Here is a 13,078-nt window from a genome sequence, read left to right on the forward strand (position 1 = left end):
ATCGACGGACATCTCGACGAGCGGGCCGTCGACGCCGCGGCCCAGCCCGGGGACACCGACGTCGAGGCGTCGCTGCGGCCCCGCTCGCTGGAGGAGTTCGTGGGGCAGCCACGGGTCCGCGAGCAGCTCCAGCTGGTGCTGGAGGGCGCCCGGCGCCGCGGCGACCCTCCGGACCACATCCTGCTGTCCGGCCCGCCCGGCCTCGGCAAGACCAGCCTCGCCATGATCATCGCCCAGGAGATGGGCGCCGCGATCCGGCTCACCTCCGGCCCCGCGCTGGAGCGGGCGGGGGACCTCGCCGCGATGCTGTCCAACCTCGTGCCCGGCGACGTGCTGTTCATCGACGAGATCCACCGCACCGCCCGCCCCGCCGAGGAGATGCTCTACCTCGCGATGGAGGACTTCCGGGTCGACGTGGTGGTCGGCAAGGGCCCGGGCGCCACCTCGATCCCGCTCGACGTCGCACCGTTCACCCTGGTCGGGGCCACGACGCGGGCCGGGTCGCTGACCGGTCCGCTGCGCGACCGGTTCGGGTTCACCGGGCAGATGGAGTTCTACGACGTCCCCGAGCTGGAACGCGTGCTCCGCCGTGCCGCCGGGATCCTCGGCATCGACCTGCGCACGGACGGCGCGGCCGAGATCGCCGGGCGCTGCCGCGGCACCCCGCGGGTGGCGAACCGGCTGCTGCGCCGGGTCCGCGACTACGCCGAGGTCCGCGCGGACGGCGTCGTCACCCGGGAGGTCGCCCGCGACGCGCTGGCTGTCTACGACGTCGACGAGCTCGGCCTCGACCGGCTCGACCGCGCCGTGCTCGGCGCGCTGGTCCGCTCCTTCCACGGCGGCCCGGTCGGCGTCTCGACCCTCGCCGTCGCCGTGGGGGAGGAGCCGGGGACCGTCGAGGAGGTCTGCGAGCCCTACCTGGTGCGGGCCGGGATGATCGCCCGCACCCCGCGCGGCCGGGTCGCGACCCCGCTGGCCTGGACCCACCTGGGGCTGACCCCGCCCGCGGACGCACCGGCCGGGCACCGGGTCGACCCGCTGTTCTGACCCGGCGTGCCGTCGGGGCACCGGAGTGCGCGACCCGTCACACATGGGAGGATCCGGACGGACCGAACGGATCGGGCACCGCCCGGCCGGGACCACGGGCACCCTGGTGTCCGCGCACCGCGCGGAGTCCTCCGGACACCGCGTGCCCGGCGGGCGTCCTGATGCGGGCGTACCGGAACGATCCGGGCGTCCGGCTCGTTCCGGGGCATGTCGGGCAGCCGGCGGGCCCCGGGTGACGCCGTTCGGCCCGTCGCACTGCGACGAGCGGTCCGCCTCCGGGAGGGGGCCGGCCGTCGGTGTCGGTCCCGGCTGGCACACTCACGATTACGAGACGAGACGGAGACCCCGCACGATGACTTCAATCCTCGCCCAGCAGGCCGGTGGCGGCTCGAGCATCTTCTCCCTGCTGCCGTTCCTCATCATCCTGCTGTTGTTCGTGCCGTTGTTCCTGAACGGCCGCAAGCAGCGCAGGCAGATGGCGGAGACGCAGGCGATGCAGCAGGCGCTGGAGGACGGCGACGTCGTCGTCACCACGTCCGGGCTGCGGGGCACCATCGTCGACGCCTCGTACGAGGACACGATCGACCTCGAGATCGCCGACGGCGTGGTCACCACCTGGCTGCGTGCGGCGATCCGGGAGAAGGTCGCGGCCGAGGAGGCGACGGAGGAGACCGTCGCCGAGCCGGCCGACAAGGACGCGTCGGAGAACAAGCCGACCATCCACTGAGCACGTCGGGAACGGGCCGGGCGGCCCGTTCCGGCGGCCTCGGCGTCCGTACCGGGCCCGGCCGCGGCTCTGCCGCACCGGCCCGGTGGGACGGCGACCGACCGTGAGGCCGGCCGCGGCCGCCGCACGAGTCGGATCAGGAGAACGATCACGTGGCAACGTCGTCGGGGCAGCAGCACGTGCGCCCCTGGCGCTACCTGACGGCCTTCGCAGGCATCGTCGTGGTGCTGTACGCACTGGTGTTCCTCACCGGGGGCGGCAACCTCACGCCGAAGCTGGGCATCGACCTGCAGGGTGGCACCCGCGTCACGCTCACCGCCCGCACCACCGACGGGCAGCCACCGCCGCGTGACCAGCTGATCCAGGCGCAGGACATCATCGAGCAGCGCGTCAACGGGCTCGGTGTCAGCGGCGCCGAGGTCCAGCTGGACGGCAGCAACATCGTCATCACCGTCCCCGGCGACGCCGGCGAGCAGGCCCGTTCCCTGGGCCAGACCGCGCAGCTGCGCTTCCGCGAGGTGCTGCAGGGCCCCGTCCCCGCGAACCAGGCCGCCGGGCAGCAGCCCGCGCCGGGCCAGGACGCGCAGTCCGGCCAGGCCCCCGCGAGCCAGGCCCCCGCGAGCCCCGCCCCGGCGCAGCCGCAGGGCATGGGTGAGCAGAGCCGTCCCGTCGCGCCGGTCGCGCAGGTCGCGCCGCTGCAGGACCCGCCGCCGACACCCGCGCCGTCCCCGACGCCGAGCCCGAGCGGGCTCGCGCCGGACGACCCGCGCGTCGCCGCCGAGGTCACGAAGCTCCGCGAGACCCGGCAGAGCACCGACCAGGCCACCCAGCTGCAGGCGCTGCTGTCGCTGAACTGCGGCGCACCGGACCCCCTGCAGGGCTACGACGACCCGACCAAGCCGCTGGTCGCCTGCAGCGAGGACGGGCAGACCAAGTACCTGCTCGGCCCGTCGTTCCTCGAGGGCACCGAGATCGCCTCGGCCCAGGCCCAGCAGAACCAGCAGGGCGTCGGCTGGGTGGTCGGGCTGACCTTCAAGCCGCAGGGCGCCGACACCTGGGGCCGGTACACGACCGAGAACGTCGGCAAGAACGTCGCGTTCGTCCTCGACGGCGACGTCGTCTCGGCCCCGACGATCAACCAGCCGATCTTCGGGCAGACCCAGATCTCGGGGCAGTTCAACCAGGACCGGGCCCAGCAGCTCGCCCAGGTGCTGCGCTACGGCTCGCTGCCGCTGTCGTTCGACTCCGGCAACGCCCAGACCGTCTCCGCCAGCCTCGGGCTCGCCTCGCTGGAGGCCGGGCTCATCGCCGGCGCCGTCGGCCTGGTGCTGGTGTTCGCCTACTGCCTGTTCTACTACCGCCTGCTCGGCATCCTGACGATGCTGTCGCTGGCCCTGTCCGGCCTGGTCGTCTACGCGGTGCTGATCCTGCTCGGGCGCTGGATCGGGTTCACCCTGGACCTGGCGGGCGTCGCCGGGTTCATCATCGCCATCGGCATCACGGCCGACTCGTTCGTCATCTTCTTCGAACGGCTCAAGGACGAGATGCGCGACGGCCGCACCTTCCGCTCGGCCGTCCCGCGTTCCTGGGAGCGGGCGCGGCGCACGATCCTCACCGCCGACGCGGTCAGCTTCCTCGCCGCCGCGGTGCTCTACATCCTGGCCGTCGGCGAGGTCCGCGGCTTCGCGTTCACCCTGGGCATGTCCACGGTCCTCGACCTCGTCGTCGTGTTCCTCGTGACGTTCCCGCTGGTCGTGCTCATCTCCCGGTCCAAGTCGCTGGGCAGGCCCGGGCTGTCCGGACTCGCCGCGGTCGACCGGATCGGGTCGCGGCACCGCCGTGAGAAGCCGGCCGTCGGCAGGCGCGCGGCCACCACCGGGAAGGGAGCGGGCGCATGACGAACCCCGAGTCGCTGTCGGGCTGGACCCGGCTCACCACCGGCACCGCGAACGTCGACATCATCGGCCGCCGGAAGACCTGGTACATCGGCTTCGGCGTGCTCATCGCCGTCTGCGTGCTGTCGCTGGTCTTCCGGGGCTTCAACCTCGGGATCGACTTCACCGGCGGCTCGCAGATCCAGCTGCCCGCGAACGGCGCCGCCGGCACGATCAGCACCCAGCAGGTCGACCGGGTCTACGAGGGCGTGATCGGCTTCGCGCCCGAGGTCACCCAGTCCGTCGGGTCCGGCGACGCCGCGTCGATCGTGCTGCAGTCCGAGCCGCTGACCCCCGAGCAGCTCGTGCCGCTGCGCGAGGCGCTGTTCACCCAGCTGCAGCCGCTCGGCGCGGACGGCACCCCCAGCGCCGCCTCGATCAGCGACTCGCAGGTCTCGGGCACCTGGGGCGGTGAGGTCACCACGCAGGCGCTGATCGCGCTGGCGGTGTTCATCGTGCTGGTCACGCTGTTCCTGGCGTTCTACTTCGAGCGGGCGATGGCCGCCGCGGCGCTGATCGCGCTCGTCAACGACATCGTCGTGACCGCCGGGGTGTACTCGATCATCGGGCTGGAGGTCACCCCGGCCACCGTGATCGGCCTGTTGACCATCCTCGGGTTCTCGCTCTACGACACCGTCGTGGTGTTCGACAAGGTCCGGGAGAACTCCCGCGGGCTGCTGAAGCTGACCCGGCGCACCTACGCCGAGGCCGCGAACCTTGCGCTGAACCAGACGCTGATGCGGTCGATGAACACCTCGCTGATCGCGATCCTGCCGGTGCTCGGCCTGCTCGTGATCGGCGTCGGGCTGCTCGGCGTCGGCACCCTGGCCGACCTGGCCCTGGTCCAGCTCGTCGGCATGATCACCGGTGTCATCTCCTCGCTGCTGCTGGCGACCCCGGCGCTGGTCGACATCAAGCTGCGCGACAAGCGCGTCCGGGACCAGGCCGCCCGGGTCGAGGCCCGTCGTGCCCGCGCGGCCGGCCGGGGGGACACGGAGTCGGACGTCGAGGACGATCCGGCCACCGATACCCTCGCCGCCGTGAGCTCCTCCGCACCCGCCGCCCCGCGGCCCGGCGCCCGCCCGACCGGCAAGACCGGACGGCGTCGCGGGTGAGCGGGGCACAGGTCGACGGCATCCGGGTCGGGCCCGGGATCACCGGGGACTCCGCGGAGGACCTGCTCCGGGTCGCCGAGCTGGTCCGCTCGGTACCCGACTACCCGCAGCCCGGGGTGCTGTTCCGTGACATCACCCCGGTGCTGGCGCACGGGGAGTCCTTCGCGACCGTCACCACCGAGCTGGCCGCCAACGCGGGCGAGGCGGACCTGGTGGTCGGGGTGGAGGCGCGCGGGTTCCTGCTCGGCGCGGCCGTCGCGCTCGTCGCCGGGGTCGGGACCGTGCCGGTCCGCAAGGCGGGCAAGCTGCCCGCGGTCGCCGCGTCGCGCAGCTACGACCTGGAGTACGGCAGTGCCACCCTGGAGCTGCCGGCCGGGGTCGTCGAGCCGGGGACGCGGGTCTACGTGGTCGATGACGTGCTCGCCACCGGCGGCACCGCCGCGGCCGCCTGCGCCCTGCTGGCCGACGCCGGGGCGGAGGTCGTCGGGTTCGGCACGCTGCTGGAGCTGGCCGCGCTGAACGGCCGGGCCAAGCTGGGTGACCTGCGGATCGACGCGCTGCTGAACGCCTGACCACGACGGGCCCCGATTCGCGGACTATCCTCGGCCCCGGGACCCTTCCCGCCACCCGAGCACGAGCAGGAGGTGCGGTGACCGAGGTCGACCGGACCGGCGCCCATCCGGCCACGCGCCCGCTGACGCCCGACGACGAACCGCCGCGCCCGTCCGCGACCCGCCGGGTCCGTGCCCGCATCGCCCGGCGGATGACGCCGCAGCGCGTCGCCATCGTGACCCCGGTGCTGGAGCCGCTCGCCGCGGTCCACCGCTCGCTGCACCCCAAGGCCGACCTGGTGCTGCTCCAGCGCGCCTACGACGTCGCCGAGGACAAGCACGACGGGCAGACCCGCAAGTCCGGGGACCCCTACATCACCCACCCGCTCGCCGTCTCCACGATCCTGGCCGAGCTGGGCATGGACACCACGACGCTGGTCGCGGCCCTGCTGCACGACACCGTCGAGGACACCGACTACTCCCTGGAGCGGCTGCGCGCCGACTTCGGCGACGAGGTCGCGCACCTCGTCGACGGGGTCACCAAGCTCGACAAGGTCGAGTTCGGCACCGCCGCGGAGGCCGAGACGATCCGCAAGATGGTCGTCGCGATGGCCCGGGACCCGCGGGTGCTGGTCATCAAGCTGTCCGACCGGCTGCACAACATGCGCACGATGCGCTTCCTGCGCCCGGAGAAGCAGGTCAAGAAGGCGAACGAGACCCTCGAGGTGTTCGCCCCGCTCGCGCACCGCCTCGGCATGGCCACGGTGAAGCTGGAGCTGGAGGACCTGTCCTTCGCGATCCTGCAGCCCAAGAAGTACCAGGAGATCGTGCGGCTGGTCGCCGACCGGGCGCCGTCGCGCGACACCTACCTGCGCCAGGTCATCGACGAGGTGTCCGCGCAGCTGGACTCCGCGCGGATCCCGGCCAAGGTCGAGGGCCGGCCGAAGCACTACTACTCGATCTACCGCAAGATGATCGTCAAGGGCCGCGACTTCGACGACATCCACGACCTCGTCGGGGTCCGGGTGCTCGTCGACGAGGTGCGCGACTGCTACGCCGCGATCGGCATGGTGCACGCGCTGTGGCAGCCGATGCCCGGCCGGTTCAAGGACTACATCGCCCAGCCCCGGTTCGGCGTCTACCAGTCGCTGCACACCACGGTGATCGGACCGGACGGCAAGCCCCTCGAGGTGCAGATCCGCACCCACGCCATGCACCGCACCGCCGAGTACGGCATCGCCGCGCACTGGCGGTACAAGGAGGTCAAGGGCGGCGGCAACAAGGAGGTCGAGGTCGAGGAGATGGCGTGGATGCGCCAGCTGCTCGACTGGCAGCGCGAGGCCGCCGACCCCGGCGAGTTCCTCGATTCGCTGCGCTTCGACCTGGCCGCGCGGGAGATCTTCGTCTTCACCCCGAAGGGCGACGTCGTCACCCTGCCGACCGGCTCCACCCCGATCGACCTGGCCTATGCCGTGCACACCGAGGTCGGGCACCGCTGCATCGGCTCCCGGGTCAACGGCAAGCTCGTCGCACTGGAGCGGCAGCTCTCCTCCGGCGACGTCGTCGAGATCTTCACCTCGAAGGCCGAGGACGGGGGGCCGTCGCGGGACTGGCTGCAGATCGCGAAGTCCCCGCGGGCCAAGGCCAAGATCAAGCAGTGGTTCGCGAAGGAGCGCCGCGAGGAGGCCGTCGAGGAGGGCAAGGAGGCGATCACCCGGGAGGCGCGTCGCACCGGGATGCCGCTGCAGCGGCTCATCTCCGGCGACGCGATGTCCGCGCTCGCCCGGGAGATGCACTACTCCGACGTCTCCGCGCTCTACGCCGCCGTCGGCGAGCACCAGGCCAGCGCCCAGCACGTCGTGCAGCGCCTCGTCGCGTGGTTCGGCGGCGAGGAGGAGGCCGAGGAGGAGCTCGCCGAGCGGGCGACGCCGTCGACGGTCCGCCACCGGCGCCCGTCGGGCAACGCCGGCGTCGTCGTCACCGGCGAGGACGGGCAGGCCCTCGGCGACCTGTACATCAAGCTCGCCCGCTGCTGCACCCCGGTGCCGGGCGACGAGATCCTCGGGTTCGTCACCCGCGGCGGCGGGATCAGCGTGCACCGCACCGACTGCACCAACGCCGGGGACCTCACCGCGCGCGAGGAGCGGCTGGTCGACGTGACCTGGTCGGTGTCGCCGGAGTCGGTGTTCCTGGTCGCCATCCAGGTCGAGGCGCTCGACCGGCACCGGCTGCTGTCCGACGTCACGAAGGTGCTGGCCGACGAGAAGGTCAACATCCTCTCGGCGACGACGACCACCTCCCGCGACCGCGTCGCGATCTCCCGGTTCTCCTTCGAGATGGGCGACCCGAAGCACCTCGGGCACCTGCTCCAGGCGGTGCGCAACATCGAGGGCGTCTACGACGTCTACCGGGTCACCAGCGCGGCCTGACCCCGGCCCGCCCCACCCGGGGCGGACCGGGGAGCCGGTCAGCCGAGGGTGGTGCGCTGGATCTCGACCGGGATGCTCGGCACGCCGTCACCGGAGCCGACGGACTCGCCGCCCTTGGCGACCTTGTCCAGCGTCGCGAGGCCCTCGGAGCCGATCGAGCCGAACACGGTGTAGCTCGGCGGCAGCTGGGCGTCGCCGTAGATCATGAAGAACTGGCTGCCGTTGGTGTCCGGGCCGGCGTTGGCCATCGCGAGCAGCCCGCGACCGTAGGTGAGGCCGGGGAACACCTCGTCGGCGAAGGAGTAGCCGGGGCCGCCGCGCCCGCTGCCGCTCGGGTCACCGCACTGCAGCACCTGCAGGCCCGGGCTGGTGGTCAGCCGGTGGCAGGACGTGCCGTCGAAGTAGCCCTGCCGGGCGAGGCTCACGAAGCTGTTGACCGTGCACGGCGCCAGGCCGCGGTCCAGCGTGAGGTCGATCGGACCCGCGCTGGTCTGCAGGTTCGCCGTCTCCGTGCCCTGCGCCGAGGTCGGGCCCGCGGCCGGCGGGTTCACCGGCTTCGAGGCGGGCTCGGGGGACTTCGGGTAGGTGCAGTCCACCGATGCCGGCAGCGCCGTCGGGCGCGTCGGCAGCGGCACGGTCGGCCGACCGGCGGTGTCCGGGCCGTCCCCGGCGGGCGGCGCCGCCGCGGCGCTCTGCCCGGCGTCGTCGGAGCCGCCCCAGGCCGAGGTCAGTGCGTACACCCCGACCGCGGCCAGCACCACGACCAGCACCGTCACGACGGCCGCGATCGTCGTGTTCCGCTTGCGCTGCTGCTGCCGCTCGGCCCGGTGGGCCTGCTGCGCCTCCAGCTTGCGCTTGGCCGCCTCCCGGCGCTGCTCGTTCGTCGCCACGTCCCGCCCAACTCCCTGACTTGATCACTCGTACGCGCGGTGAGGGTATCGGGGCGACCTGGGGAGAAACCTGAGAGACACCGGTTCTAGGCTGGGACGACCCCGATCTGATCCCCGGAGAGGACGTGCAGCAACCGTGACCGCCACCGAGCCGCAGGTGAGCCGGGCCCGCAGGCCCGAGCCGTTCGCCGCGCCGAAGGGCATCCCCGAGTACCTCCCGCCGTCCTCGGCCGGGTTCGTGCACGTGCGGGACACCCTCGCCGCCGCCGCCGAGCGGGCCGGGTACGGCCACATCGAGCTGCCGGTGTTCGAGGACACCGGCCTCTACGCCCGCGGCGTGGGGGAGTCCACCGACGTCGTCTCCAAGGAGATGTACACCTTCGCCGACCGCGGCGACCGCTCGGTGACGCTGCGCCCCGAGGGCACCGCCGGTGTGGTCCGCTCGGTGATCGAGCACAACCTCGACAAGCAGGGCCTGCCGGTCAAGCTCCGCTACGCGGGCCCCTTCTTCCGCTACGAGCGGCCCCAGGCCGGGCGCTACCGGCAGCTCCAGCAGGTCGGCGTCGAGGCGGTCGGTGTGGACGACCCGGCGCTGGACGCCGAGGTCATCGCGATCGCCGACGAGGGCTTCAAGTCCCTCGGCCTGACCGGCTACCGGCTGGAGATCACCTCGCTGGGCGACGCCGAGTGCCGCCCCGCCTACCGCACGCTGCTGCAGGACTTCCTCGCCGGGCTCGACCTCGACGAGGCGACCCGGGCCCGGGCGGAGATCAACCCGTTGCGCGTGCTCGACGACAAGCGCCCCGAGGTCCGTGCCGCGATGGCCGACGCGCCGCTGCTGATGGACCACCTGTCCGACGCCGCCGCCGACCACCACGCCCGGGTCCTGGCCCACCTCGACGACCTCGGCGTCGCCTACACGCCGAACCCGCGCATGGTCCGCGGTCTGGACTACTACACCAAGACCACCTTCGAGTTCGTCCACGACGGTCTCGGCGCGCAGTCCGGCATCGGCGGCGGCGGCCGCTACGACGGCCTGATGGCGACCCTCGGCGGACCGGAGCTGTCCGGCGTCGGGTTCGGCATCGGCGTCGACCGCACGCTGCTCGCCTGCCGGGCCGAGGGTGTGCAGCCCTGGTCGGACGCCCGCGTCGAGGTGTTCGGGGTGTCTCTCGGCGACGCCGCGCAGCGCCGCCTGGTCGTGGTCGCCGCGCAGCTGCGGGCCCGGGGCCTGCGGGTCGACCTGGCCTACGGCGGCCGGGGGCTCAAGGGCGCGATGAAGTCCGCCGACCGGTCCGGCGCGCGGTTCGCGCTGGTCCTGGGGGACCGGGACCTGGAGAACGGCACCGTCGGGCTCAAGGACCTCGTCTCCGGCGAGCAGCAGGACGTCCCGCTGGACGCGGTCACCGACGCCGTCGTGACCGCCCTGGCGGGCTGAGGCCGCGGTGGCGGCCTCGGACCGCGAACGCTGGGACGCCCGGCACACCGCCGCGGGGGCCGGGGCGCCGCTCCCGCCGGACGCGATGCGCGGGCGCACGGACCTGCTCCCGTCCTCGGGCCGGGCGCTGGACGTGGCCTGCGGGCGCGGCGCGGTCGCGGTGTGGCTGGCGATGCGGGGGCTCGACGTCGTCGCCGTCGACGTGTCCCCGGCCGGGCTCGCCGCGGGCGCCGGGCTGGCCGCCGCCCACGACGTCCGGGTGCGCTGGGTGGAGGCCGACCTCGACGCCGGCTTCCCCCGCGACGACGACCGCTACGACGTCGTCGTCTGTCAGCGGTTCCGCGACCCGGCGCTCTACCCGGCGCTGCATGCGGCGCTCGCCCCGGGCGGGCTGCTGGTGGTCACGGTGCTGTCCGAGGTCGGCGACGCGGGCGGCCCGTTCCGGGCGGTGCCCGGTGAGCTGACCGCCGCGTTCGCCGGCCTCGAGGTCCTCGCCCACGGCGAGGGCAACGGCGAGGCGCACCTGGTGGCCCGCCTCCCCGCCTGATCAGCCGCCGTGCGTGGCCGCGCTGCGGTAGTCGGTGTAGGTGTAGGGGTTGTCGAGGACCTTGGTCTCGGGGATCTCGGGGTTCATCCCGGCCTGCCAGGCCTCCTCGCCCATCGTGGCGCGCAGGTGCTCGACGGTCGCGGTGACCGCGGTCCGCGCGGCGGCGAGGTCGACGTCGACCAGGCGCCCGTCGCGCTTCACCACGCGCCCGTCCACCAAGACGGTGTGCACGTCGCCGCGCTGGGCCTGGAACGCGACGTGACCGTGCGGGTTGAGCAGCGGGAACGACACCGGCGAGTGGTCGTTGCGCAGCAGCACCAGGTCGGCCTTCTTGCCGACCTCGACCGAGCCGAGGTCGGACTTGCGCCCGATCGCGCGGGCCCCGCCGCGGGTCGCCCACTCCACGACCTGCTCGGCCCGCAGCGACGAGTGGGTGACGGTGTCCCCGCGCGCGTGCGCCTCCAGGTGCTCGCGGGACCGGTCGGCGCCCAGCGTGGTGCGCATCGCCGAGAACAGGTCCGCGCTCCACCACATCGAGGTGTCCATCGACAGCGACACCGGGATCCCGTGCTCGCGCAGCGCCCAGGTGGGCGGGTAGCCCTGCCCGGCGCTCTGCTCGCTCTCGGTGGACACCGACACCGAGCCGCCGGTGGCGGCGATCCGGTGGTAGGAGTCCGCGGACAGGGTCGCGGCGTGCACGTAGACGGTGTCCGGCCCGGCGAAGCCGTGCTCGTGCATGAGCCGGACGCCGTCGTCGTTGGTCGCGCCCCACACCCCGGCGTGCGTGGTGACGCCGACGCCGAGCTCGCGGGCCACCTCGAACGCGGGGCGCTCGGGGAACGCCGGGTCACCGGTGACGTCGAAGGCGAGCTGGAAGCCGAGCATGTCGTCGCCGGGGGTGATGCGCCGCGACACGAACTCGCGGAACCCGGGGTCGGCGGTCCAGTTCGCGGGGGCGTCGTGGATGTTGCCGTAGGCGAGCACGAACCGGCCCGCGGTGGAGGTCAGAGCGTCGACGGCGGCGTCGGCGTGCTGCGGGGTCTGCAGCCCGTGCGACCAGTCGACGGTGGTGGTGACGCCCGCGTCGAGGGCCTCCAGCGCGGCGAGCAGGTTCCCCGCGTGGATGTCCTCCGGGCGGAAGATCTTGCCCCACTCCAGGTAGTTCCAGACGAAGTACTGGGTGAGCGTCCAGTCGGCGCCGTACCCGCGCAACGAGGTCTGCCACATGTGCCGGTGGGTGTCGACCATGCCCGGCATCACGATCCCGCCGGTCGCGTCGACCTCTTCGGTGCCCTCGGGCACCTCCAGACCGACCCCGACGGCGGCGATCCGGTCACCGGTCACCAGGACGTCGTGGCCGGACAGGACCGTCCGGCCCGCGTCCACGGTCAGGACGGTCCCGTTGCGGAAGACGACGCTCATCGACGCACCCCTCATTCCTGCGGACAAGCGTCCGCTGTGCGGACATCGCACGAACGGCGGCCACTGTCGCGCACCCTTCTTGTGCTGTCAACGGCCGGGTCGCGGGGGTGTCCGGCTACCGTGGGCCCATGGCACGCGACGGGACCGGCCCGGACTTCATCGAGGCGCTCGCCCGCGGTCTCGAGGTGATCACCGCCTTCCGGCCCGGCCGGGCGGAGATGACCCTCGCCGACCTGGCGGGCGCGACCGGGCTCGCCCGCCCGACCGTGCGCCGGGTGCTGCTCACCCTCACCGAGCTCGGCTACGTCCGCTCCGGCGAGCGCGGCTACGCCCTCACCCCGCGGGTGCTGGACCTGGGCGTGGCCTACGTCCGGTCGACCGGGCTGTGGGACGTCGCCCGGCCGCACCTGGAGCGCCTCGTCGCGCGGACCCACGAGTCCTGCTCGATCGCCCAGCTCGACGGCAGCGACATCGTCTATGTCGCGCGGGTCGCGGTGCCCAAGATCGTCGCGCTGTCGGTGCAGATCGGAACGCGGTTCCCGGCCGCGTCGACGTCGCTGGGGAAGGTGCAGCTCGCCGCGCTGGCCCCCGAGGAGCTGGAGCGGGTGCTGGCCGAGCCGTCGCGCTCCGGGCTGACCCCGCGGCACGCCCCGGCGTCCGCCGAGCGCGACGCCGAGCTGCGCGAGGTCCGCGCCCGCGGCTGGGCGCTGACCGACGAGCAGCTCGCCCCGGGCATCCGCTCGGTCGCCGCCCCGCTGCGCGACGGCGAGGGCCGGGTCGTCGCCGGGGTCAACGTCAACTGTCACGCCGCGGAGACCTCGCTGGAGACCCTGCTCGAACACCACCTGCCGCTGCTGCTGCAGGCCGCGGGCGACATCAGTGCCGACTTCGCCCGGCTCGCCTCCGCGCCGCACGTGACGGTGTCGGCGACGGCTTGACCGCCGCCCGCGCCCGGGGTCACGATCGTCTGGCGGACAC

The 13,078-nt window shown here is 73.4% G+C and carries 11 protein-coding genes; 9 read left to right on the forward strand and 2 right to left on the reverse strand.

Going from position 1 to position 13,078, the window contains the following annotated elements:
* From ruvB to KPL60_RS04180, 6 genes are all read left to right on the forward strand, one after another.
* Positions 1-1,047, forward strand: coding sequence for a Holliday junction branch migration DNA helicase RuvB (gene ruvB / locus KPL60_RS04155; RefSeq protein WP_226357525.1), 1,047 nt, complete (start codon positions 1-3; stop codon positions 1,045-1,047).
* A gap of 352 nt (positions 1,048-1,399) precedes the next feature.
* Entirely contained in the window at positions 1,400-1,774 is a 375-nt protein-coding gene (gene yajC, locus KPL60_RS04160) for a preprotein translocase subunit YajC (RefSeq protein ID WP_226357370.1), read from the forward strand.
* Positions 1,775-1,926: 152 nt separating this feature from the next.
* Entirely contained in the window at positions 1,927-3,672 is a 1,746-nt protein-coding gene (gene secD / locus KPL60_RS04165; protein ID WP_226364965.1) for a protein translocase subunit SecD, read from the forward strand.
* The gene (secF, locus tag KPL60_RS04170) at positions 3,669-4,823 is read left to right on the forward strand and encodes a protein translocase subunit SecF (RefSeq protein WP_226364966.1); all 1,155 of its coding nucleotides are present in this window, start codon (positions 3,669-3,671) and stop codon (positions 4,821-4,823) included. The genes secD and secF overlap by 4 nt, the downstream gene beginning before the upstream one ends.
* A 38-nt stretch (positions 4,824-4,861) precedes the next feature.
* Positions 4,862-5,395, forward strand: a complete 534-nt coding sequence (locus KPL60_RS04175) for an adenine phosphoribosyltransferase (RefSeq protein WP_226357524.1) — start codon at positions 4,862-4,864, stop codon at positions 5,393-5,395.
* Positions 5,396-5,517: 122 nt separating this feature from the next.
* Complete coding sequence (locus tag KPL60_RS04180) at positions 5,518-7,803, forward strand: bifunctional (p)ppGpp synthetase/guanosine-3',5'-bis(diphosphate) 3'-pyrophosphohydrolase (RefSeq protein ID WP_226357523.1); 2,286 nt, start codon at positions 5,518-5,520, stop codon at positions 7,801-7,803.
* A 38-nt stretch (positions 7,804-7,841) separates the two neighbouring features.
* Here the strand turns inward: KPL60_RS04180 and KPL60_RS04185 are convergent, their stop codons facing one another.
* Complete coding sequence (locus KPL60_RS04185) at positions 7,842-8,693, reverse strand: peptidylprolyl isomerase (RefSeq protein WP_226364967.1); 852 nt, start codon at positions 8,691-8,693, stop codon at positions 7,842-7,844.
* Positions 8,694-8,829: 136 nt separating this feature from the next.
* Here KPL60_RS04185 and hisS point away from each other — a divergent pair, with 136 nt between their 5' ends.
* Together hisS and KPL60_RS04195 are read left to right on the forward strand one after the other, a co-directional pair.
* Positions 8,830-10,131: a histidine--tRNA ligase gene (gene hisS / locus KPL60_RS04190; RefSeq protein WP_226364968.1), complete on the forward strand. Its 1,302-nt coding sequence runs from the start codon at positions 8,830-8,832 to the stop codon at positions 10,129-10,131.
* A 7-nt stretch (positions 10,132-10,138) separates the two neighbouring features.
* Entirely contained in the window at positions 10,139-10,678 is a 540-nt protein-coding gene (locus KPL60_RS04195; RefSeq protein WP_226364969.1) for a bifunctional 2-polyprenyl-6-hydroxyphenol methylase/3-demethylubiquinol 3-O-methyltransferase UbiG, read from the forward strand.
* Here KPL60_RS04195 and KPL60_RS04200 read toward each other — a convergent pair whose 3' ends face one another.
* Complete coding sequence (locus KPL60_RS04200) at positions 10,679-12,100, reverse strand: amidohydrolase family protein (protein ID WP_226364970.1); 1,422 nt, start codon at positions 12,098-12,100, stop codon at positions 10,679-10,681.
* Positions 12,101-12,228: 128 nt separating this feature from the next.
* On the opposite strand from KPL60_RS04200, the gene KPL60_RS04205 reads away from it, so the two are divergent.
* Entirely contained in the window at positions 12,229-13,038 is an 810-nt protein-coding gene (locus KPL60_RS04205; protein ID WP_226364971.1) for an IclR family transcriptional regulator C-terminal domain-containing protein, read from the forward strand.
* Positions 13,039-13,078: the final 40 nt, after the last annotated feature.

Origin of the sequence: Pseudonocardia sp. ICBG162 (assembly GCF_020496225.1) — a bacterium.
GTDB lineage: Bacteria > Actinomycetota > Actinomycetes > Mycobacteriales > Pseudonocardiaceae > Pseudonocardia > Pseudonocardia alni.